This window comes from Lutimaribacter marinistellae (genome assembly GCF_042648365.1).
In the GTDB taxonomy this organism is placed as follows: Bacteria; Pseudomonadota; Alphaproteobacteria; order Rhodobacterales; family Rhodobacteraceae; genus Lutimaribacter_A; species Lutimaribacter_A marinistellae.
In genome coordinates this window covers 1-20,990 of record NZ_JBHRXI010000029.1, presented here as the reverse complement: position 1 = coordinate 20,990, position 20,990 = coordinate 1, and the positions used below count along the sequence as shown (strand labels likewise).

The following is a 20,990-nucleotide window of genomic DNA, read 5'->3' as shown; positions in this document are numbered from 1 at the left end:
CCTAGCCGCACTCCTCGGCTTCGCAGCTATCAGCCTTCACGGCACCCCTCTGTCCCATCGGGCGCGGTTCTCCGACCGTACTGTCGCGCGCAGTCTGCGCCTCGAGTTCCGCATCGATGACAGCTCCGACAAGGATGACAAAGGCGGAAAGGTAGAGCCACATGAGAAGCACGATAACCCCGGCCAAGGCACCAAACGTCTCGTTATAGCTGGCGAAGTTCGAAACGTACCAGGAGAAGCCCAAGTTCACGAAAGCCCACAGAAGAACCGCCACGACGCTACCGGGGGCCAACCAGCGCCAGCGAGCCTTACGACGCGAAGGTCCGAAGCGAAACAACACCGCCACCAAGACGATCGCGAGTCCGATCATCACGGGCCAGCGCAAGACACGTGCAGCAATTTCAACAGCCTGCCCTTCGCCAAACACGGCAAGAAGCGCCGGGACGGCAGCGGTCAGGAACACCATCGCCAACAGCACGACGATACCCACCAGGGTGAGTACCAGAACAACCGCCTGCAATTTGATGAACCCGCGCTTCTCCTCCTCCTCATACGCGATGTTGAGACCCGAAATGACGCTGGCCGTCCCGCGACTGGCCGAGTAGAGCGAAAGACTGAGCGCGAGAAGGGCGGCCAAACCAAGGCTGTTGTCACTCGTCGAGGCCAGATCCGTCAACTGTCCGACGATGATGGATCGTGCAGCTTCCGGCACGGCGGCAAGAACCGTATCGGCCTCGGCAACCACCTGCGCCGGGTCCGTCACGATACCGACCATCGCGACAAGCGCTGCCATGGCAGGGAACAACGCCAACAAGCCGTAAAACCCGACCCCGGCAGAGACAAGCGAGATGTTGTCCTGTGTCAAGCGGGTCCATATACGACCGGCGACCTGAAGCAGACCTGCTCGTGGAATACGGCCGGGTCGCTCTGCGGTGCTCCCGGTCGCGTTGACCTTCGCTTGACTGCCTGGCTTGCCGGTCATTTCCGATGCTCCTTCAAAACGGTATTCTTGATGCACCAACGGCCCCCATCGTTTCGGATGAGGGCCGCAGGTCTCTGTCTTGGCTTTCCGGCCAGAATGGACCGGTCATCCGGTCTTACCGACCGGGTCCTTCTTATCGGGAGTTTTCGAAGGGCTTTCCGCAGCGCCAGGGGTGTCGCCTTCGCTGCGCAAAGCGTCTTTTGCCGCTTCCTTGGCATCGATCGCAGCGGCATTGGCCCGGGCTTTCAGATTTTCCATCTCTTCGCGCATGACCCGGTCCGCCTCGTCGAACAAACGGTCGCGATGCGCGCCGAGATAGCGGTTCTCAGTGGTCGTTCGCGGCAATGCCGCTGCCAAGGCCGCACCGGCCGCAAAGGCCAGAGCCCCGATCAACAAGGGGTTTTCGTGGGCCGCGCTACGGGCACGACGTGCGGCTTCTGACGCCTGCTCCTCGATCCGAACCTGTGCATCTATCGCCGCTGCGCGAGCGCGGCGCACGCGCGCGCGCGCCTCCTCCGGCAGATCGCCAAGGCCGTCTTCTATTCGGGAGCGCAGGTTCGCCGCGCTATCGACTGCCCGGGCCTGGGCCGCCTGGAGCCTGTCGCGAAAACCTTGCGGTTCAGCATGGTGGCGGGGGTCGGTAGGATCAGCATATGTCGTCATTGGAGGTTCTCCTTTCAGTCGATCCGCATGCGCAGCGCCTTCGGCCGCGGCAACACGGGCATCAAAGTTTCCAACCGGCGCGTCGGGATCACGCAAACCTTGGACCGCCGGGGTTTCTCGTGTGTCGTAAGCTGCAGAAGGTCGCCGGGACGGCGGGGATATGGCTGCGCTTTTACGCGGCGGTGCCGACGCACTGATCGCAAGCCACGCAATGCCTGCCCCGATCAGCGCGGTTGCAGCCTTGTTGTTCCGCACCAACTCACCCGTCGCCTCGATTGCCTGCTCCCCGCGATTGGCGACCAGATCACCGGCTCGGTCGATAAGGCGCCCCGGCGACAGGCTGTTCTCCAACTCCTCAAGCTTCTGTCGCAGGCTGTCACGCTCGCGCTGCAAGTCTTTTTCCAATCGGTCGATCTCATCGCTCATCGAACTGCTCCGTAACGACCCTTACATCTTGTTTCAGGCTGTCCATTGCTCGCTTAGGCATCAAACGACGCGCTTTCAGGTCGTTGAGGCCTTTCCAAAGAAACACCCCTCCGAACAGCAGCAACAGGCCGCCCACCGCCAGCGCGGCCCAATGCGGCTGCAATCCTGCCTCGACAATGGCCGCCACCGCCGCGCCAGCAAGGATGTTGAAGGCCACGAGTGCGAACAAAAAGGCGACGGCCAACAGGATCAGCGCTATTGTCGCACGATGGGCGCTCTCCGACAGTTCCTCGGTCGCAAGGTGAATTTCCTTGCGAAAGATGCGCACGACCTGCGAGACAATTTCCGACACCAGGGACACGGGCCCCTGACTTGTTCGCGGATCGCTCATTGACCATACCTCCACGAAGTCTGTTCGGGATATCCGCCCTGCACTTCGGGTATGGCGCTGCGTGTCGCGACCTGCGGGGCGGCTGGTGCGTCAGGCTCCTTGTCGCCGTGGCGTTCCGACGCCTTCAGCGCTCTGGTTGCAACAAATCCCAGAAGAGCGGCCCCGCCGAAGAAAAGAAGCGGGTTGCGGCGTGCGAATGCGGTCAGATCTTCCTGCATGGATTGGAAATCCGCATCGCGCACCGCTGTCGCGGCATGAGTAAGGCTGTCGGCGAGTTGGTCGGCTGCCCCACGCGCGAAACTACCCGCCTCGAAAGCAGACCCAGCATCGCGAATCTGTTGCGCCTCGGACTCAGCCGCCATAGCGACCCGGTCCTGGGCGACCTGCGCCTCTGCCTCGGCGCGTTCGCGCGCAGCCTCACCCAGCTCTTGGGCGGTGGATTTGACGTTTCCGGTCGCGGACGTGTTCGAGGTGCTCATACTATCATCTCCTTGGTCGATCTCGACATTCGGCACCCTGTCATCCTGTCTCAGAACGACGGACCTGCCTATCTCTTTGCATAACCAGTGGCGAAGGCAGATGTTCCACTGCCCTGTCCTCATCCATGTACAATTCGGGCAATCGACTGCTTATCCGAGAGCCTTGTTCTTGGGCCGAAGGCTCAGCTCAAATCACGCCGGAACTCATCGACCGTACCGGCAACAGCGGGTGACGCACCATGGCACAATCGTTCAAGGCATTCGTCAAAGGCATTTCTGGCAAGCGGGTCGTCCGAGACATAGTGCCAGGCCGCGCCGAATGTTGCGTCAAGGAGGTCACGAAACGTCAACGCGCGAACACTCACATACTCTCTTGGTGCAACGCCGAACACGTTTCCCGCGGCGCCCGCCTCGGCCAACGCAGCCGTGAGCCAGTTCAAGCAATTGATCGCGGTATGCGGGTCGTTCACGCCGGGCGACAAGGCCCGTGCAATCATCTCCACCAATTGCTCGGCGAGAAAAAGAACGTTCTGGTCTTCGGTTTTGGACGGCCCAAGGGCAAAGCTCTGGCGCAACTCGTCCAAGGTGTCGTCGCTTGCTCCTCCCCTGACCTGCGCGACGAACCGGTCACGGTGAACGAAATCGCCCGGAAGGATGAGCAAATCGATCATCAGCCCATGAGTCTCGGCAACGCCGTTCATCGCGTCGAGGTCCATCTGCTGAACGTATCCCACCGCTTCCAACGTCAGGCGTGGAAGATCATTGCGGACACGCGGGTTCGCGGGTTCCGCAACCCGCCGGGCTGTCGCGGCAAGATCGTCACACAGTTGGCGCCCAAGGCGGGCGGCGATGTTCGATACGTTGATGGTTTCCGGCACGTGGTGGACGAAATAAATGACCACCATTACCGACAGGAAGGTAAGGCCCATCGCAACCACCAGCGACAACTGCGGAACGAAGGCTGCTTCGGACTCGAATTTCGATTGCACCGCCCTCAGCATGATGAGCGCGTAGACGAAGGTGGCAATCAGTATTCCAAGGCTCCACTGGTTGCCCCTGTCGCGCATGAAGTTTCCGATCAGCCTCGGGCCGAAATTGCCAGAGGCGAAGGATACGGCAACCATGGTGATGGAAAACATGACGCCGGCAAGTCCAATCACCGATTGGGCAATGACCGAAAGCGTTGCGCGTGCCCCGTCGATCTGGGTGTGTATCATGCTATCGGGCAGGACAGCGGCAATCCAGTCGGGATTCCCATCGACCCATAGTGTTAACTGCGCCAAAACGACCGAGAGTACCGCAAGGCACGTCGGTATAAACCAGTAGCTGGCTCGAATGTCACTGAGGGTCTTGAGCGCAAGCGCGCGATAAGCCATGTGCCGCCTCATTCGTCTTGCGCCCCTTGCTGCACCCTTCGCGTCAGGAACATAGCGTGGTGTTGCGGGTTTTGCCGACAGTCAACAACCTATCGGAGGCGACATGGCCAAGAACAGATCCAGCATCAAGGACGAAGAAAAGTACGAAGACCTGCGCGACGAAGGGATGAGCAAAGAAAAGGCTGCTCGCATCGCAAACGCGCAAGCCAATCCCGACCAGAAACCTTCTCAGAAAGGCGGCAAGCAGCCACCCTATGAGGAATGGACCAAGGACGAGTTGATGGACAGGGCGCGGGAGATTGGAATCGACGGTCGGTCCAAGATGGACAAAGACGAACTGATCTCGGCCCTGCGCAACCACTGACTCATTCCTCGTGGATGATCTGATCGTCCGTGACGCCCCTTGATTTCAGGTGGTCGATCACGGACTCTTCCATTGGCGGTGGGCCGCACACATAGAACCGCTGATCCCAGTCACCGATGATCCGGTCGAGTGTCGGGCCGTCGGGCTTCTGGCCTTCGCCGCCGGATTTCGGATCGGACAGCAGGTAATGCGTGGCCAAACCCTCCATGTCCTCCCACAAGGGTTTGAGAATGATGTCTTCCTCGGTCTTGTTGGAGAAGATGAGCGTCGATCCTTTCAAACCGCCGTCGCGGTGGCGTTGGGTCAGGATGTCGATGAAAGGGGTGATCCCCGCGCCACCTGCGATGAAAATGCCTGGGCCCCGGTCTTCGATTGCGCCCCAAGCATCACCGATCAGAACATGATCACCCGGTTGCAGTCCCCATAGCTGCTTTGTCACGCCGTCATGGTCGAAGTAGCTCTTGATCGTGAATGTCAGAACGTTGGCCTTTGGATCACCGGTAAAGGTAAAAGGGCGCCCCTCGTCCCGCCAGCCTTCGCGGTCCAGCTCCATCTCGGTGGCCTGTCCCGGAGAAAATGCAAAATCATTCGGTCGAGTAAAAACGTAGTGACGGGTGTCGTGGGTCAGCGGCACGACGGCCTGCAGGGTGATCTTATGCGTCATCTAGTGTCCTCCTTGAACAGGCAGCCAACGCCATGGCGGCTGCGAGGTTCCGTTTCCTTGCTGCTCGTGGGAACCTGCAGCCCGACAGGCTGTTCCGATTAAATGACACCGGCAGAGTTCAAAGCCGCAGGGTTGCGGTATTACCCCGACACCGAACCGGGAATCTCGCGGCTCCGTCGGGGCCGTGGTTTCAGCTATCGCGCGCCAGACGGGACAACGATCGCGGATCGCAAGAAACGCGCTGAAATCGAGGCGCTGGCGGTCCCGCCAGCTTACGAGGACGTATGGATCAGCCCTTATGGCGACGGCCATCTGCAGGCGACCGGTCGCGATAACCGGCGGCGCAAGCAGTATATGTACCATCCGGACTGGACGGCTTATCAGTCGCAGCGCAAATTCGACAGCCTTCCCGAACTTGCTGTCGCCCTTCCCCGGGTCCGGCGCTGGATCGGCCGGTGTTTGAGCGGGGCAAGGGAGGCCGAAGACAGCGCCCTCGCCAAATGCCTTGCCCTGATCGAGCGGATGTCATTGCGCGTCGGCAGTCCCGCATATCGGGATGAAAACGGCAGCCATGGCGTCACGACACTGGAAAACCGGCACTTTGTCGGGCTTTTAGGGCGACCGCACCTGGCCTTTCGTGCAAAGGGCGGGACCGTCTTTTGCCTGCCGGTCGCAGGTTCGGCACTGGCACGGGCGTTGCAGAACCGCATGGGCGCACCGCGCGATCCGTTGGTAAAATATCGGAACAAATCCAACGCGCCGCACGCCGTGCGGCCCGAGCAGGTGAATGAGCGGCTCAGTGCACTCTGCAACTCCGACGTCACGGCCCGCCAGATCAGAACATGGAACGGCACGCTCGCAGCCTTTCGAGTAGCGGCACGTCCCGGTCCGGTGAGCATTACCGAAATGGCAGAGGCCGCCGCGAACGTGTTGGGCAACACGCCCTCCGTGGCCCGTGAAAGCTACATCCATCCCGACGTTATCGCATTGAGTGAAAAGGAAACCCGGCCAGTCACGAAACCGCCCCAACGTTACTGGCGGCGCGGTGAGAAGGAACTGCTGGAGCTGCTCAACCAACGGGCATGACCGGGAACTTTTCCGATCCTCCCGCATTTGACAAACATGCAAACAGCCGCTTCCTCATCCGACGCCCGAAAACGCAAAATAGGTCTAGAACTTGAGTTCACAGGCCTGTCCGAATCCGACGCGGCGCAGGTGTTTGCCAGCGCAACGGCCGGTAGGGCCGAGCGTACCGAGGAACGCAGCTGGACCTGCGAAACCGACGACTTTGGAACCTGTAGGTTCTTTCTGGACACTGCTTTCGACAACGAGATCTCCGAAATTGGGGGGATGGCGGAACGGTTGATGCGACAGGTCATTCCTGTCGAACTCACCACTGAACCGTTCGACCCGACCAACTTGCCACGATTTGACCAGGCCATTGCAGAGTTGCGGCATGCCGGTGCCACCGGATCGCGCCACGGTTTGCTTTTGGGGTTTGGCCTGCATTTGAATGTCGATGCAGCTTCCGAGGACGCAGAATATCTTTCCCGGATCCTCACCTCTTATGCGCTGCTCGAGGCGTGGTTTCGTCAGGCAGCGCCAATCGACATATCGCGCCGCGTCCTGCCCTTTGTCACGCCCTGCCCCGATCACTTTGTCGACACGATGGCAATGCTAGACATCGCAAGCATGGACGATCTCATTTCAATTTATCTGAACCATGTTCCGTCGCGCAATTTCGGTTTGGACCTTCTGCCAATTTTGGCAGGTCACGAGCCGCATCGGATCGAAGACGCCGTTCATGGCGAGAAGGTGAAGCCGCGGCCAGCCTTCCACTTCAGGTTACCCGATTGCAGGATCGACGAACCCGATTGGTCGGTGATGGAGGCGTATGACCAGTGGTCGATGGTCGAAGCGGTTGCCGCGGACGCATCGCTCCTGGGTCAGTTACGGACAGCCAGAACCAATTGGGCGCAGCGACCACCTCTTTCACGACCGCCATGGTTCAGTGTTGTCGAGGAAGTGCTCTCACAACCAGATCGCCAAGCGAACGCCTGATGAGACCTCGGATCGGTGTCACGGTGTCCCAGCGCTCGGGTTGGCGCATCTTTCCGCTGATTGCGCTGAACCTATGGCTGGTTGGTGGGCGGGCGGTCAGATGGCAAGCCGCCCGCGAAATTGACCTCGAAAAGGTCGATGGTGTCATCATAGGCGGAGGGGACGATATTGCCCCTACGCTCTACGGCGGTGACGTAAAGCTGACGGCGCGGATCGACCTCGCTCGTGACAGGCTGGAAAAATCGGTTCTGGAGCATGCGTTTTCGACCGATCGCCCAATCCTGGGCATTTGTCGGGGGGCCCAGATGCTCAATGTCGTACTTGGCGGCACGCTTCACCAAGACGCATTCGCTCACTACACCTCACGCAAATATCGAACAATCCTTCCCCGCCGAACCGTCAGTGTGGCCCAAGGCAGCCGCCTTGCTTCGTTGGTGCGGCGACAAACGGTTCGGGTGAACGCATTGCATAGCCAGGCTGTAGATACACTCGGCCAAGGTCTTCGCATCTCGGCCCAGGATGAAAAGGGCATGGTCCAGGCTATCGAGCGCGTCTCCGACCCTTTTGCCATTGGCGTGCAGTGGCACCCGGAACATCTGTTCTACAAATCCGCCCATCGAAACCTGTTCCGGGCCCTAGTGGATGCTGCCCGCGCCTGGCGCGTAGATCGAAACCAGTTGCGCGCAGTCGATCGGGCTTTTTCTCATCCAGCGTGATTTTTTTCGGGAACCTATTCGGCAAAGTTGCGTTCTGTTAGTGTCACAGAGGTCTAGTCCCCCTCTCGGACATTCTCGGCGCGGTGGTCGTCCCTGTCCCCAACGCACTGCCCACCGCGCCGAGCATCCCCCTCACAGTTCATTCCGCCTGCGCACTAAAGTGCGATTTTTTTATTTATGTCAGCACCTTATTCCGGGAACCATTGGCTCGCCCGGAGGTTGAAACCGCGAGCGTCACAGCGCTTGAAGACCGTTACAAAGCTTTTTGGAGGCTTGCAAAATGAAACATCTTCTTACAACGACTGCGCTGATCGCCGGTATGGCGACCACTGCTGGGGCTGCAACCGGGTCCGGCGAAATGTTCACCGAAACTGCCAAGGCCGACGCGATCCATGCCTCGGAATTCATCGGCATGAATGTCTACGCCGCCAATCCGCCGGAGGACGCGGAAACCTGGTCAATCGACACGGTCGACGGCGTACAGGACACTTGGGAAAGCGTCGGAGAGATCCACGACTTCGTTATGGATCGCGAAGGCAACATCCAGTCGGTCCTCGTCGATATCGGCGGTTTCCTCGGTATCGGCGAACGTCAGGTCGCGCTGAACATGAACCAGGTCCGTTTCGTCTCTGACAGCGCGACCGAAGAAGCCGACGACTATTTCCTCGTCATCCCGGCTCAGGCGGCCAGCTTCGAGGACGCGCCAGAATACAACCGGGAAGCCAATGCAAACAAGATGTCCGACGGGAACGATGCCGCGGTTTCGTCGGAAACAGCCCAATCGGACGCGTCGGATATGACCTCGGAACCCGAACAGACGGCTGGTATTTCAGATGTCGCGAAAGAGACCGAGGCCGACGAAATGTCGGAAACGGCCGCAGCAGAACTGACAACCGAAGACCAGTCGACAGGAGAATCAGAGCGCGCTGAAGCCCTGACCAGCGACAACAACGACCCCGACGAGATGAACACGATGTCGGAGGTTTCGGACGATCACAGCGCACCGCTATTTGGCGAAGGTTACAAGCGCGCCGAAACCGACATGCTGACTGCCGAGGAACTCACAGGCGCCCGCGTCTATGATGCCCGTGGTGAATGGATCGGTGAAGTCGACCGCCTTCACCTGAATGACGACGGCAAGATTGCCGCCGCCATCGTCGATGTTGGTGGTTTCCTCGGGATCGGCGAGAAGCCCGTATCGCTCGACATGAGCGAGCTCAACATCATGCATAGCGCCGAAGCCGGAGACTTTCGCGTCAGCGTGAACTACTCCGAGGACGAACTCAAAGACATGCCGACCTGGAACGATTGATCGGCACCATCCCGGAAATGAAAGGGCCTGCATTCGCAGGCCCTTTTTCGTTTTTCAGTTTCAAACAAGCTCATCGGGAACAGCGGGTACATGCGCGGCCAGATTCTCGGCCCGAGTGCTGTCATAGGGCAGCAGGAAATGGTTTCGTCGCTCTGGCGGCCTGGAATGGTTATCCTCCAGCGCGGCCGCAACTTCGAGAACCGATTCCTGCGGTTCTTCGTCGGGATCGATGATCATGTCGCCAAACCAGTGCGTTATCGCGCGTTGCCAGAGCATAAGAACATGCGTCTCATCCGTCAGATGGATACCCGCTTCGGTATCCCAGCGCAGGCTCCGCCCGTTCAGGTTTGCCGACGACAGGATCGCCTGCTGCGTCCCGAACAGGGATAACTTTGAATGGACATAGATGATGGGCGCGTCATGCAGGATCGCGCCCGAAAACTCCTCTTTCGCACGCCGCTTCTGTGCGGGCGAGGCAACAACAACCCGCGGGCCGAACCCCTCTCGCAAGATGCGCATCGCCTCCAGTTCCTTTTGGGCAGCCATCCGGGCGTCCAGTTCGTCATTTCCGTCGAACGCGACGTCCTCGGGTGCCGCAGGCACGACCAGAATGCATCCCAAGTCGGGATTGCGCTGCGCAGCCTTGGCCAGCGCGTTTGCCAGTGGCGGGTAGCGGAAAAACTGCGTCTCGAGGTATATGAGTCCTTCCGCCTCTTCCAAGGCCGTTAGGTGCGCCTGCTCGATTTCATTGACGACGTTCCGCGGCGAGATGAATGTCAGCTCCTGCTGGCGCCTCATCGAGATCGTGCGCAGAAATGCCGGTGCCGTCGGTGGTGGGTCCACCACCCCGTCGCACACGTCAAGAAAGCTTTCGAGGTGTTGTTGTGCCGAAGCGACGATGGGACCGCGCAGTTTGGCCTGAATATCCTGCCACGTCTGTTCCGGTGCGCGTTCGTGATCACGCGAGTCATAGCGGCGTTTGTTTAGATCCAGCCCCCCGATCCACAAGATCTCGCTATCGATCACTGCCATCTTCTGATGATGGGTCGCAGGCACCATGGGCAGGTCCGCCTGATCCTCAAGCTCGCGCAGACCAGGGGTCAATTCGTCGGGATCACGGGCCTCGAACTCTTCGCGAACGCGTTTGCGCAGGGCGAGCCTCGGCACGAAACCCACGCGCGCCGGGTGCATGGCGACCCGGAAAGTGAAAGAGGCACCCTCGGACAACTCGTTGACGGCCGCCATCCGGCGCGCGGATTGCCATGAATACCTGTGTTCCGGCGTTGCGAGAATGGGGTCGAAGTCAGACAGGGTCACATCAAACGAAACCCCTTGGTTGAGCTTGTGCAAAACTAGGTCGAACCATGTCTTTCCGATCGCGCGGCCTTCACGGCTATATAGCGGCGTGTCCAGATCGAAGATCCGAAAGCTTGCACGCACGCTCGACCTCGCACCCAGGCAAAGCCTTTCGAACTCGGGAAACGCCTCTTGCGCTGTCCAGAACACGTGGAAATCGGTAATCGGGTTCGGATCGGCCATATCGCCTCTCGCGGTGTCTCTGTCAGTCATCGCTCTCTCTTTGCGAGAGCTTCACTCACGCAGTCGGTGGTTTCGTACCGGCAAGTTCGTGCCGCTCGACCGGCAAGGACAAGGCGTGAAAGACGATTTCGACAACATAGTGCTCGTTCTCTTCGCCTTGGCTCAACTCGCCGCCCAACTGGCTTACAAACGCTTCGATAAGGCGCGTCCCCAGCCCCGAGCCGTCCTCCGCTCCTGCGTCGTGAAGCTTGTCACCTAGTGTATTCTCTACATGCAACGTGACATTGCCAAGATCGTTGCATTGCAAGGTAACAATTATGCTGGCCTCACCGGACTGTGTGCGTCCGACATTCTTGATCGCATTGGTCACGCATTCATTCGCCAACAGTGCAAGCGGCACCGCCTGATCGGGGTCGAGTTGTAGCGGGTCGCTGCGAAACTCGGTCACGACATCGGAACCTGTGCTGACACCAAGGCGAAACGCCGAGCGTACAACCTCCTCAAGCAGCAGATCCGCACGGACCGCCGTGACGTCTTCGCCGGTATATAGCGCCTTATGGATACTGGCGATGCTCATGACCCGGTCTTGAACGCGACGCAAAACGTCTTTGGCCGGGCCTTGTGGCACCGTGCGCATCTGCATATTCAGGATCGAAGCGATCAGCTGAAGATTGTTTTTTACGCGGTGATGAACCTCGCGCAGCAAAAGCTCCTTCTGCCGCAGGTTATCTTCGAGCTCGGCCCGGTCGGTCATGATGCGTGCAACCATCAGGTTGTACGTTTCGGCGATATCGGCCACTTCTTGTGGCGGCCTGTCGAGCAAAGCGAAACTGTCGCGCGGTTCATCGACCGAAAAGGCGTTCATACTGCGCCGGAGGCGCTCGAGATGACGCAAGACGAGTCGTTCCTGCGCAAAAATCGCCACGCCAATCGCCACGACCCACATGAGGATCGGAAAGATCGCGGACCACAAACCAACGCTTTCGAAGCGCACCGTGTCGGTGTTCCAAAGACCCAAGGCATAGATGTCGCCTTCGACCATCGGAACCAATGCGGCCAGATAGGTGACATCATCGGGCAGCGTCACGTAGAAGGTCTGCCCGTTTGCATGCACATCCATCTCGCCCGGTTCCAGGCTCAGCCCATCAAAGATAAAGGTCGCGTCGATGCCGGTGCTTGCAGACAGAATATCGCCTTCGGGGTTGAGAAGGGCGAGGTGAAGGTCGTCGATCTGGACCGACAATAACGTGTCAGTCAAACTATGCGGAACAGAGACCGACGCGCCGCCCAACAGCTCGCCTCCAATGCGGTCAAAAACTGGTACCGTAACGATAAGTACGGATTGCTCTGACACGACGCCCCGCGTACTGGCAGCATAATTGACCTTCGGATTCTCGATGAACTCCTGCCATCCGGCGACCTGCGACATGTCCATCGGCGCATCACCGCTCGAACAATCCATCTGGCCATCGGTCGGAACGAAACCTGCGAACACATATTCGTGGCTCGACCCGACGAAATCCTTCATGATCCGGCTGCAGGTTGCCGGATCATCGGCCAGTTCGACGGCAGCGGCGCCCAGGCTGCTCGCCGCGCCCTGCGCACGCCGCAGCAAGGCCTGTTCAGTCCTGGCGGCCTGTGTCGTACGAAACAAGAAATCCTGTTCCTGCAGGGCTTGCGCATCCCGCACCACGTTGGAGGTCTGCTGGACGGCAATGAAGCCGACCGGCAGAATGGCGATGCTGAGAATGAGCGAAAGGTAGACCCTGAGGGACTGCAAAGCAGCCCGACGGCCTCCCCCTGTCATGCAGCGGGCTTTCCACTCACGACCGACACCGTTGCGCTATCGGTGATTTCAAGGCTTTCGCCTTCCTCCAGATGCATAAGCTCCGCCAAACGTTTCCGACCGCGGTTGGCACGGCTCTTGATCGTGCCTACTGCACAACCGCACATGTCCGCTGCCTCTTCGTAGGAGAAACCCGACGCGCCGACAAGAAGCAACGCCTCGCGCTGTTCGTCCGGCAACTGGGCGAATGCATTACGAAAGTCTGCCATGACAAGGCGACCGTCATGGGCGGGTTTCTCGGATAACCGGCCAGCCATGATCCCGTCTACATCCGCAACCTCGCGCGAGCGTTTGCGACGCAACGAATAGAACGTGTTGCGCAGGATCGTGAACAACCACGCCCGCATATTCGTGCCGGCCTGGAACTTGTCGATGTTCGACCATGCCTTGACCACCGTATCCTGAACCAGATCGTCGGCCGTGGCCGCGTTGTTGGTCAGGGATCGCGCGAAAGCGCGCAGCGATCCAAGGTGTTCGACGATCTCGTCGCGTGGATCGCTGGTTTCATTCGTCATTCTGAGGGACCTCTTCTCCAGCCTTGAGCTTTGCGATCAGGTCCAGGAACTTGTCGGGCAAAGCTTCCTTCGAAGTCTGCTCGTAGACCCTTTTCAAGTTCTTATCGATCTGTTCATCGATATCCGTCTTCTGCTTTTCTGACGCCATATTGTCCGCACTGCTTGAAAAATTTTGCCATATGGGGAACCAATCTCCCCGTCCGATGGTTCCACAAAAAGTTAGGACAGGAGAAAAAATATGTCATCACCTGACAGGCCGGCGGATCTTGCAACCGAACTGACAACGGAATTGCCTTATCTTCGTCGGTATGCCCGGGCTCTCACCGGGTCGCAGGACACCGGGGACCGCTACGCGCTTGCCACCCTCGAAGCCATCGTTGCCGATCCTTCCGCGATGGATTCGAGTCAGCCGACAAAGGTCAGGCTTTTCAATGCGTTCCACAAGATCTGGTCCACATCCGGAACACCTGTGGAACCGCAGGAGGACGTCACCGACCTGCTTGAAGCACGCGCACAATGGAGGCTTTCGCAGCTTACCCCCAACAGCCGCGAGGCACTGCTTTTGCACACGCTCGAAGAGTTCAGCTATGATGCGATCGGCACGATCATGGACCTCTCGCCTGACGAGGCCAAGGAGCTCGTAGACCGCGCGAAATCCGAGATGGCCGAAATGGTGACCGGAAAAGTGCTCATCATCGAGGATGAAGGCATCATCGCCATGGACCTGCGCGCCATCGTCTCTGACATGGGTCACGAGGTGACAGGCATAGCCCGCACACGCGACGAGGCGTTCGAGAAGGGCAAGGAAACCGTTCCTGACCTTATCCTCGCAGACATACAGCTTGCTGACAAATCCTCGGGCATCGATGCCGTCAATGCACTTCTGGCCGAGCTTGGCGACCGCCCTGTGATCTTCATCACCGCCTTCCCCGAACGCCTTTTGACCGGCGAACGCCCGGAACCTGCGTTCCTGATCACCAAACCTTATTCCGAGGATCAGGTGCGCGCTGCGGTGGGCCAAGGCATGTTCTTCGCAAGCTCGGAACGTATCGAACTTGCCTGATACCTGCAAATAGCCCCAAAAAAGAACCCCGGCCAAGTTGGCCGGGGTTTTTTCGTGAAAGGCTTTTCGCGTCAGCTTGCGACGATCGCGCGAAGCATCCAAGCCGCCTGCTCATGAAAGGCTGACCGCGCCGTCGCAAGGTCCTCGGTCACGGGGTCGTTGCGCTCGCCGGACATCTCGATCAGCGCGTGCAAGCGATGCGCCAAACGCTCGTGATCCTTGGCCAAGTCTTCAACCATCTCACCCGCGGAGGGGATCTTGTCGGGATCCTGGATACGCGAGCGCTCGAGGATATCAGTCATACGCATCGGGGCAAGTTTGCCCAGCGCGCGGATGCGCTCCGCTAGTTCGTCGGCCGCCCCGAACATGTTTTCGTACTGTTCCTCGGTCAGCTTGTGGATCGAGAAAAATGCAGGCCCCTCGACGTTCCAGTGATAGGCGTGCGTCTTGAACACAAGCCGATAGGTATCTGCCAGGATGTCTGCCAAGCCCTCGGCAATGCCTTCGATGTTACGGACACCGGTTTCGACTTTCTCGGCACTCGGTACGGTCTTCAGTTGATCTGTCATGGGATAACCCTCCGTTTGAATTCTCCCATTCAACGAGCGCGGCATGCCTAGGTTCCATGAAAATTGCCGGAACCCGCCCATCGGGCTGGCGTTGTAATTCTTTAAATGGAGAATCCGGTTTGAACGAACATATCAGGATCCGCCGGGCAGAGCGTCTGAGCTCCAAGGGCATTTACGAGGTCATTCGCCGCGACGGTGACGAAGAGTTGCACCGCCCCCTCAAATCACTTGTATGGTCAGGGGTTGCGGCCGGCATCCTGATCGCGTTTTCCGTAGTGGGTGAAGCCGTATTCCGCGTGAACCTGCCCGACACGCCGGGCCGCTACCTGATCGAGAACCTCGGATACAGTTTCGGTTTTCTCCTCGTCATTCTCGGACGCATGCAGCTGTTCACCGAGAACACGATCACCACGGTGTTACCGCTTGTCAAAGACCGCACGCGCACCTGCCTCATCGCGGTGTTGCGGCTGTGGAGTGTTGTTCTGACCGCCAATGTCGTCGGAGCAAGCTTGGCCGCCCTATTCATCGTGCATGGCAGCGCTTTTGACGGTGCTATGCTGGAGGCGGTCAACGAACTGTCGACCCATGCCACCGGCTTCCCGGCGGGCGAAGGCTTCGTTCGCGCGATACCCGCGGGCGTCCTCGTTGCTTCTATCGTCTGGATGATGCCCGGTCAGAACGGCAACGAAGTTTTGATGATCGTGCTGTTCACATGGCTGATAGCTGCCGGTGATTTCACCCATGTCATAGCGGGATCCGTGGAGATGTGGGTTCTGGTGTTTCAGGACATGCTCCAACCGCGCGAAGCGGTATTCTCCTTCTTCCTCCCTGTGCTGGCAGGCAATGTCGTTGGCGGTACAGCTGTCTTCGCCATGCTCGCCTGGGGGCAGGTTCAGGCCGAGGTAGAGCCTGATCCCGAGCGTGCGCAACCGCGCTCCCGGAACCCTGAAAGCCCTGAGGCGTTGGGTTGACAAGCAAGAGAGGAGAAAAACATGTCCGCACCCGAAACGAATGTCGAACGTCAGTCGCGCCGCCACAAACCATCGCTCTTCGGAATCGGCGCCGCCGTGCTCGCAGCTGCCGTCATCGGAGTCGTAATCTGGATGCTTGGCGACCTGTCCTCCGAAGAACAGTCAACCGCTGCACCAGTTGGCCAAGCTGCCGAGCAGGACTGATGGGGCTCAGTACCGGCGACCAGGTAGAATGGGAGTGGGGAAACGGAAAGGGAGAGGGCGAGATCGTAGAGCGGTTCACTCAAAAAGTGACTTGCAAGATCAAGGGAAACGAAGTGACCCGCGACGCCTCCCCCAAGGATCCTGCATTTCTCATCAAGCAAGAGGACGGCAGCAAGGTTCTGAAATCCGCTTCCGAGCTTTCACGTCAATGATCAGTTCAACAGCAGAGGCGCGACAGGTCGCGCCTCCTTTTTTGCATAGAGTGATCGATCAGATCAGAGGTCTTCTCTGCGGACGCTTGACTTCGAGCATGGCACTATCGGCCAGCGTGTCGTGGTCAAGTATGGTAAGACACCCATCCTGAACCGAAACAATCTGCCTCTGGCGCAACTTCATCAGGGTCTTGTTCGTGTGAACAAGGGACAAGCCCAGAGCGTCCGCCAAATCCTGTTGGCGATAGGGAAACGGACAGCGCGAGCCATCAGCAAGGCCGAGGTCACGGCATTTCGTGAAATAGCGCAACAAGCCCCAGCTTAACCTTTCCACCGCAGACATCTGGCCGATCGACGTCAAAGCATCGCCCAGAAAGTGCTCTTCCATCGCCGAGAGCCACGTCAGGTCAAAGGCACGCTCAGGTTCGTTCTTGAAGAGGGTCCACAGCTCGGCGCGATCGAACACGCACAGAACCATGGGTGTCGTCGCCTCAACGGAATGCTGCATCTCGCCCATCAGACCAGCCTGCAGCCCCAAAAAATCGCCCGGAAGTATGAAGTTGACCACCTGACGTTTTCCGTTTGGAAGGATCTTGTAACGCAGGCCCATCCCGCGAAGCGCGGTGTACAGTTGCGGGCTGTTCGATCCCTCCATCAGCAACGGCGTACCGGGGTCGACCTTCAACTCGCCATGCTTGAAGCGTCGCATGAATGCCGTCTCGTCTCGGTTGAGGGAGTCGAAGACCTCGAATTTGCGAAGCGGACAATTGGCGCAGTCGACCACGATGTTTTCCTCCTTTGGATTGTCACAGTTTAATGCGCCGGGATTGGACTTGTTCCATTTTGAGGCCGCCGGAGCGAACACCGAAACGAACGGAGCAAAGAAGAATGGACAGGAAACCGGCCGACACGCACGCGGTCTGCCTGGTTCTGCACCCGAACCCGATCATTGCAGCCGATCTGTCGGAAATCCTGATAGAGGGTGGCATTCCAGCCAACCAAACCAGCATCGCGACCTCGATAGACATACCGACCGGAGCCCCGGTCCGGCTGGTGATCGTTGACGCAAGGCTCTATCGACAGGCGGAACACGGCCTCTGGGACGCCATGATGCGGATGGGAACTCACCTTCTTGTCCTTGAAGACATGTCGGCCCGCGACCTGCCCGTAGCGCCCAATATGCGTACTCTTGAACAGCCGTTTCGAACCGACGAGGTGTTGAAAACGCTTAGGGACATGGGAACCATCTGAGCCCGATCACGGAACTTTGTCGCCGCTGAGCAGTTTTCTCTCCACATCAACAACGGAGAAGAACCATGCTTGGCTGGGCCATCGCATTTCTCGTAATCGCTCTCATCGCGGCACTTTTCGGCTTCGGCGGGATCGCAAGCGCGTCGGCAGGTATCGCACAGATCCTGTTTGTCGTTTTCCTGATCCTGTTCGTCGTGGCGCTCGTTATGCGGGCGGTTCGCGGCAAGACCCCCTGAGGCGAACAACATAAGACAAATGGGCGGACGCGCGATGTAATCAGCGCGTCCGCTCTGTTTAAATGACCCAGAAATCAACGAGGATTTCCATATGTCCCGCGACTCCCTTCTGGAGGAGTTCATGGAGGAAGTCGAAGCTCGCAACCCTGGTGAGCCCGAGTTTCTTCAGGCGCTGCGCCATGTCGCCCGCGACACCATCACGATCGAAAAGGCCCATGCCGAGTATGCACGCGCCCGTGTTCTAGCAAGGTTGGCAAAGCCCGACCGCATGGTGGAGTTCCGCGTGACGTGGCAAGACGACGATCATCGAATCCGGGTCAATCGCGGGTGGCGGGTACAGCACTCGAACGCAATCGGCCCCTACAAGGGCGGCTTGCGGTTTCACCCAAGTGTCACACCCTCGATCCTGAAATTCCTCGCGTTTGAACAGACCTTCAAGAATGCCCTGACGGGTCTGCCCCTCGGCGGCGGCAAGGGCGGGTCCGATTTTGATCCGCGTGGGCACAGCGACGCCGAGATCATGCGCTTTTGCCAAGCTTTCATGATGCAGCTGACGCCATTCATAGGTCCGGATCGTGATGTGCCCGCGGGCGATATCAACGTCGGCACGCGCGAGATTGGCTGGCTTTTTGCTGCCTACAAAGCGCAGGCCAATGAGTTCACCGGCGTCCTGACCGGCAAGGGTCGTTCCTTTGGCGGATCGGCCGTAAGGGTCGAGGCCACCGGCTGGGGCCTCGTCTATTTCACGCAAGCGATGCTGGCCGTGCAAGGCGAGGACATCGAAGGCAAGCGCATCGCGATCTCGGGCAAGGGCAACGTCGCCACCCACGCGGCCGAAAAGGCAATCGCATGCGGTGCTCGGGTCATTACGCTTTCGGACACCTCCGGTACACTGATCGCACCCGATGGGCTTACGTTTGAGGATGTCGCCTGGGTCCGGGCATGCAAGGAAGCGGGTTCGGACATTTCCGAGCCGCCCCGCACATGCAACGCCAAGTATCACGATGGGAACAATCCGTGGGAGCAGGAAGTGGACATCGCCCTGCCCTGTGCCACCCAGAACGAGATTGATGGACCGATGGCTCAGGCCCTTGTTGACGGGGGAACCCGCTACCTCGCCGAAGGCGCAAACATGCCGCTTGCGGACGAAGCCGTCGCCACAATTGCCAAGGCCAACATCACCCGCGCGCCCGGCAAGGCATCAAACGCAGGCGGTGTTGCCGTTTCGGGACTGGAAATGAGCCAAAACAGCCGCCGCCGCTTTGCAACCCCTGAAGAGGTGGATGCAGACCTGAAGGACATCATGCGCACAATTCACGCGCGCATTGCTGACGAAGGCCGCGACGATGACCGGATCGACTACAGCCGCGGCGCCAATGTCGCCAGCTTTCGCCGGGTCGCGGATGCAATAGCTTCCATGGGTGCTATCTGACGCGAAGTGTGCTGAACGCCGCATCCACTGACTGGAAAACGGTCGCGTCGCGACCGGCTGGGTCTTGCTGGACAGCCGGTTCTTTTCGTTTCTGCCAGACGCGTCACCCTTCCCTGAGCGGTATGGCTGACGCACCAAGGGACCGCGGTCGTTTCGACGGCGTCCGGACGGAGGGAAACACTGCGCCATTCAGCTCCCAAGGCACACAGTCGACAATCACTATCAACGTATTCGGTCATCAGCCCTAATAGCTCGCCTAAGCGTGGAATCCCGGGAACCGGCATAGGGCGATTTCGTTGTTCTAGCGAAAGGAGGCCAGACACATGAAGACGGGAATGCTTCTCGCCATCATCGTGGCCGCCATGTTCATTGCCGGAGGCATATTCATGATCGATTTCGAGGAAACGGACTCGCTGCGCTTACCTCACGTGATCGTCGATGAAGGCGAAATGACCAAAACCAAGGCCGGGATTACCGGCACGCAAAGCGGCGATGGTTCGCTTGATACCTCCGAATGAAGCCCGGTCGCCTTTTTGGCCACCCGGATACCCGAAGCTGTAAACAGATAGGAGCAAAGCAATGAATCGCGACCAGATCGAAGGCAAATGGACAGAAATCAAAGGACGCCTGCGCGAAGCGTATGGTGATCTAACGGACGATGACATCGAAGAGGCCCGCGGTGACCGCGAGCAGATGGAAGGCGTTCTGCAGCAGAAAACCGGCAACGCGAAGGAAGACATTCGTAGCACAGTAGACGACATCTTGGCGAATGTCTGACCCGCTCGGAACTTGATTGAACCCTAGGGACGGCGCGCGACGATCGCGCCGTTCATTACTATCGTTGAAAAATCGAAAGCCAGTAGAAATCTGCACAATGGTAGTCAACCCATACAAGCGCCCTTCCCGTTGGGGGTGTCCGCAAACCATGTGGGTCCGCTGTACGGAACTTACCCGCCGATCTCCGCATGAGTTCGAATTTCACTGTAACTGCATAGACCACCGAAAGTAGGACGGGAAGCCGACTTTCGGAGCAATCTGAACCGATATTCGTTGTGCTAGAAACCACACACCGTAAAGTTGCGAAACTATGCCAAGCAACAAAGCGTGGCTGGGTTCAACTTGCTAAATGCCACACATCGGTCCAATCTCGGAACAACAAAAATCGGTCCTACTCTACAAACCCGAGCCAACTGAGCCGCTGCCGACAAGCCGACATTCGAAGTCAGCTCGGATCGACGATTATTAAGCGCTACGGTGGGGCGGCATTGAGCCTACCCCGGACTTTGGACACACAGATGACCAGGGTCAGGACCAATTGATTTCCGCGTAGGGGCTTGATTCACGGTCCGAAAACGAGCGGTGACCATGTCTGATCTTTTCTGGCTGACGGATGCGCAGGTGACGCGTCTTGAGCCTTTCTTTCCAAAGTCTCATGGCAGATCTCGCGTCGATGATCGGCGTGTGTTGAGTGGGATTATTTTCATCAATCGCAATGGCTTACGATGGCGTGATGCGCCTTCGGCCTATGGCTTGCAACAGACGCTATACAATCGCTGGAAGCGGTGGAGCGATAAGGGCGTCTTCGCCCGGATGATGGCGGGTCTGGCTGCCGAGCACGGCGAGGAGAAGACCGTGATGATCGACGCCACCTATCTGAAGGCCCACCGGACAGCGACCAGTTTGGGCGTCAAAAAGGGGGGCGTGGACGCCTGATCGGT

General features: G+C 58.8%; 26 protein-coding genes and 1 pseudogene. 15 read left to right on the top strand and 12 right to left on the bottom strand.

Annotated elements, in window-relative coordinates; genetic code table 11:
* Position 1 precedes the first annotated feature (1 nt).
* The 5 genes from ACFORG_RS19935 to ACFORG_RS19915 form a co-directional block, all read right to left on the bottom strand.
* A complete protein-coding gene (locus ACFORG_RS19935) occupies positions 2 to 982 on the bottom strand; it encodes a YihY/virulence factor BrkB family protein (protein WP_386737327.1) in 981 nt (326 codons plus the stop codon).
* A gap of 105 nt (positions 983 to 1,087) precedes the next feature.
* Positions 1,088 to 2,071, bottom strand: coding sequence for a hypothetical protein (locus tag ACFORG_RS19930; protein ID WP_386737326.1), 984 nt, complete (start codon positions 2,069 to 2,071; stop codon positions 1,088 to 1,090).
* Positions 2,061 to 2,462: a phage holin family protein gene (locus ACFORG_RS19925; RefSeq protein WP_386737325.1), complete on the bottom strand. Its 402-nt coding sequence runs from the start codon at positions 2,460 to 2,462 to the stop codon at positions 2,061 to 2,063. Before ACFORG_RS19925 ends, ACFORG_RS19930 begins: the two co-directional genes overlap by 11 nt.
* Positions 2,459 to 2,941, bottom strand: a complete 483-nt coding sequence (locus tag ACFORG_RS19920) for a hypothetical protein (RefSeq protein ID WP_386737324.1) — start codon at positions 2,939 to 2,941, stop codon at positions 2,459 to 2,461. Before ACFORG_RS19920 ends, ACFORG_RS19925 begins: the two co-directional genes overlap by 4 nt.
* A gap of 182 nt (positions 2,942 to 3,123) precedes the next feature.
* A complete protein-coding gene (locus ACFORG_RS19915; RefSeq protein WP_386737323.1) occupies positions 3,124 to 4,317 on the bottom strand; it encodes a DUF2254 domain-containing protein in 1,194 nt (397 codons plus the stop codon).
* A 103-nt stretch (positions 4,318 to 4,420) separates the two neighbouring features.
* Here ACFORG_RS19915 and ACFORG_RS19910 point away from each other — a divergent pair, with 103 nt between their 5' ends.
* A complete protein-coding gene (locus tag ACFORG_RS19910) occupies positions 4,421 to 4,681 on the top strand; it encodes a DUF7218 family protein (RefSeq protein ID WP_386737322.1) in 261 nt (86 codons plus the stop codon).
* Between the two features lies 1 nt (position 4,682).
* On the opposite strand, the gene ACFORG_RS19905 is transcribed toward ACFORG_RS19910, so the two are convergent.
* The gene (locus ACFORG_RS19905; RefSeq protein ID WP_386737321.1) at positions 4,683 to 5,345 is read right to left on the bottom strand and encodes a flavodoxin reductase; all 663 of its coding nucleotides are present in this window, start codon (positions 5,343 to 5,345) and stop codon (positions 4,683 to 4,685) included.
* Between the two features lie 102 nt (positions 5,346 to 5,447).
* On the opposite strand from ACFORG_RS19905, the gene ACFORG_RS19900 reads away from it, so the two are divergent.
* The 4 genes from ACFORG_RS19900 to ACFORG_RS19885 all read left to right on the top strand — a co-directional run bounded on the left by ACFORG_RS19900 (position 5,448) and on the right by ACFORG_RS19885 (position 9,434).
* Positions 5,448 to 6,431: a DNA topoisomerase IB gene (locus ACFORG_RS19900; protein WP_386737320.1), complete on the top strand. Its 984-nt coding sequence runs from the start codon at positions 5,448 to 5,450 to the stop codon at positions 6,429 to 6,431.
* Positions 6,432 to 6,467: 36 nt separating this feature from the next.
* The gene (locus tag ACFORG_RS19895) at positions 6,468 to 7,406 is read left to right on the top strand and encodes an amidoligase family protein (RefSeq protein ID WP_386737319.1); all 939 of its coding nucleotides are present in this window, start codon (positions 6,468 to 6,470) and stop codon (positions 7,404 to 7,406) included.
* Positions 7,406 to 8,122: a gamma-glutamyl-gamma-aminobutyrate hydrolase family protein gene (locus ACFORG_RS19890; protein WP_386737318.1), complete on the top strand. Its 717-nt coding sequence runs from the start codon at positions 7,406 to 7,408 to the stop codon at positions 8,120 to 8,122. The genes ACFORG_RS19895 and ACFORG_RS19890 overlap by 1 nt, the downstream gene beginning before the upstream one ends.
* Positions 8,123 to 8,402: 280 nt before the next feature.
* Positions 8,403 to 9,434: a PRC-barrel domain-containing protein gene (locus ACFORG_RS19885; RefSeq protein ID WP_386737317.1), complete on the top strand. Its 1,032-nt coding sequence runs from the start codon at positions 8,403 to 8,405 to the stop codon at positions 9,432 to 9,434.
* Between the two features lie 60 nt (positions 9,435 to 9,494).
* Here the strand turns inward: ACFORG_RS19885 and ACFORG_RS19880 are convergent, their stop codons facing one another.
* The 4 genes from ACFORG_RS19880 to ACFORG_RS19865 are packed head-to-tail and all read right to left on the bottom strand — an operon-like array spanning position 9,495 to position 13,482.
* Positions 9,495 to 11,003, bottom strand: a complete 1,509-nt coding sequence (locus ACFORG_RS19880; protein WP_386737316.1) for a phospholipase D family protein — start codon at positions 11,001 to 11,003, stop codon at positions 9,495 to 9,497.
* 25 nt (positions 11,004 to 11,028) lie between these two features.
* Positions 11,029 to 12,780 carry a sensor histidine kinase gene (locus ACFORG_RS19875; RefSeq protein WP_386737315.1) on the bottom strand — a complete coding sequence of 584 codons (1,752 nt, stop codon included), beginning with the start codon at positions 12,778 to 12,780 and terminating at the stop codon, positions 11,029 to 11,031.
* Positions 12,777 to 13,334, bottom strand: a complete 558-nt coding sequence (locus ACFORG_RS19870) for an RNA polymerase sigma factor (protein ID WP_386737314.1) — start codon at positions 13,332 to 13,334, stop codon at positions 12,777 to 12,779. Before ACFORG_RS19870 ends, ACFORG_RS19875 begins: the two co-directional genes overlap by 4 nt.
* Positions 13,324 to 13,482 carry a NepR family anti-sigma factor gene (locus ACFORG_RS19865; protein WP_386737313.1) on the bottom strand — a complete coding sequence of 53 codons (159 nt, stop codon included), beginning with the start codon at positions 13,480 to 13,482 and terminating at the stop codon, positions 13,324 to 13,326. The genes ACFORG_RS19870 and ACFORG_RS19865 overlap by 11 nt, the downstream gene beginning before the upstream one ends.
* 90 nt (positions 13,483 to 13,572) lie before the next feature.
* On the opposite strand from ACFORG_RS19865, the gene ACFORG_RS19860 reads away from it, so the two are divergent.
* The gene (locus tag ACFORG_RS19860; RefSeq protein WP_386737312.1) at positions 13,573 to 14,397 is read left to right on the top strand and encodes a response regulator; all 825 of its coding nucleotides are present in this window, start codon (positions 13,573 to 13,575) and stop codon (positions 14,395 to 14,397) included.
* A gap of 71 nt (positions 14,398 to 14,468) precedes the next feature.
* Here the strand turns inward: ACFORG_RS19860 and ACFORG_RS19855 are convergent, their stop codons facing one another.
* Positions 14,469 to 14,966, bottom strand: a complete 498-nt coding sequence (locus ACFORG_RS19855; RefSeq protein WP_386737311.1) for a Dps family protein — start codon at positions 14,964 to 14,966, stop codon at positions 14,469 to 14,471.
* Between the two features lie 119 nt (positions 14,967 to 15,085).
* On the opposite strand from ACFORG_RS19855, the gene ACFORG_RS19850 reads away from it, so the two are divergent.
* From ACFORG_RS19850 to ACFORG_RS19840, 3 genes are read left to right on the top strand one after another with little or no spacing between them, the layout of a single operon-like run.
* A complete protein-coding gene (locus ACFORG_RS19850; protein ID WP_386737310.1) occupies positions 15,086 to 15,937 on the top strand; it encodes a formate/nitrite transporter family protein in 852 nt (283 codons plus the stop codon).
* Between the two features lie 21 nt (positions 15,938 to 15,958).
* Positions 15,959 to 16,141, top strand: a complete 183-nt coding sequence (locus ACFORG_RS19845; RefSeq protein WP_386737309.1) for a hypothetical protein — start codon at positions 15,959 to 15,961, stop codon at positions 16,139 to 16,141.
* Positions 16,141 to 16,353, top strand: a complete 213-nt coding sequence (locus ACFORG_RS19840; RefSeq protein ID WP_386737308.1) for a hypervirulence associated TUDOR domain-containing protein — start codon at positions 16,141 to 16,143, stop codon at positions 16,351 to 16,353. The genes ACFORG_RS19845 and ACFORG_RS19840 overlap by 1 nt, the downstream gene beginning before the upstream one ends.
* A 58-nt stretch (positions 16,354 to 16,411) precedes the next feature.
* Here the strand turns inward: ACFORG_RS19840 and ACFORG_RS19835 are convergent, their stop codons facing one another.
* Positions 16,412 to 17,140 (bottom strand): Crp/Fnr family transcriptional regulator, encoded by a 729-nt coding sequence (locus tag ACFORG_RS19835; RefSeq protein WP_386737377.1) that lies wholly within the window; start codon positions 17,138 to 17,140, stop codon positions 16,412 to 16,414.
* Positions 17,141 to 17,241: 101 nt separating this feature from the next.
* Here ACFORG_RS19835 and ACFORG_RS19830 point away from each other — a divergent pair, with 101 nt between their 5' ends.
* From ACFORG_RS19830 to ACFORG_RS19805, 6 genes and pseudogenes are all read left to right on the top strand, one after another.
* Entirely contained in the window at positions 17,242 to 17,604 is a 363-nt protein-coding gene (locus tag ACFORG_RS19830; RefSeq protein WP_386737307.1) for a hypothetical protein, read from the top strand.
* Positions 17,605 to 17,669: 65 nt separating this feature from the next.
* A complete protein-coding gene (locus ACFORG_RS19825) occupies positions 17,670 to 17,840 on the top strand; it encodes a DUF1328 domain-containing protein (RefSeq protein ID WP_386737306.1) in 171 nt (56 codons plus the stop codon).
* A gap of 91 nt (positions 17,841 to 17,931) precedes the next feature.
* Positions 17,932 to 19,272, top strand: coding sequence for an NADP-specific glutamate dehydrogenase (gene gdhA / locus ACFORG_RS19820; RefSeq protein WP_386737305.1), 1,341 nt, complete (start codon positions 17,932 to 17,934; stop codon positions 19,270 to 19,272).
* 323 nt (positions 19,273 to 19,595) lie between these two features.
* The gene (locus tag ACFORG_RS19815) at positions 19,596 to 19,790 is read left to right on the top strand and encodes a hypothetical protein (RefSeq protein ID WP_386737304.1); all 195 of its coding nucleotides are present in this window, start codon (positions 19,596 to 19,598) and stop codon (positions 19,788 to 19,790) included.
* Between the two features lie 61 nt (positions 19,791 to 19,851).
* On the top strand, positions 19,852 to 20,049 hold the full coding sequence (locus tag ACFORG_RS19810) for a CsbD family protein (protein WP_386737303.1): 198 nt from the start codon (positions 19,852 to 19,854) through the stop codon (positions 20,047 to 20,049).
* A 588-nt stretch (positions 20,050 to 20,637) separates the two neighbouring features.
* A pseudogene (locus ACFORG_RS19805) lies at positions 20,638 to 20,990 on the top strand (transposase); the annotation flags it as partial.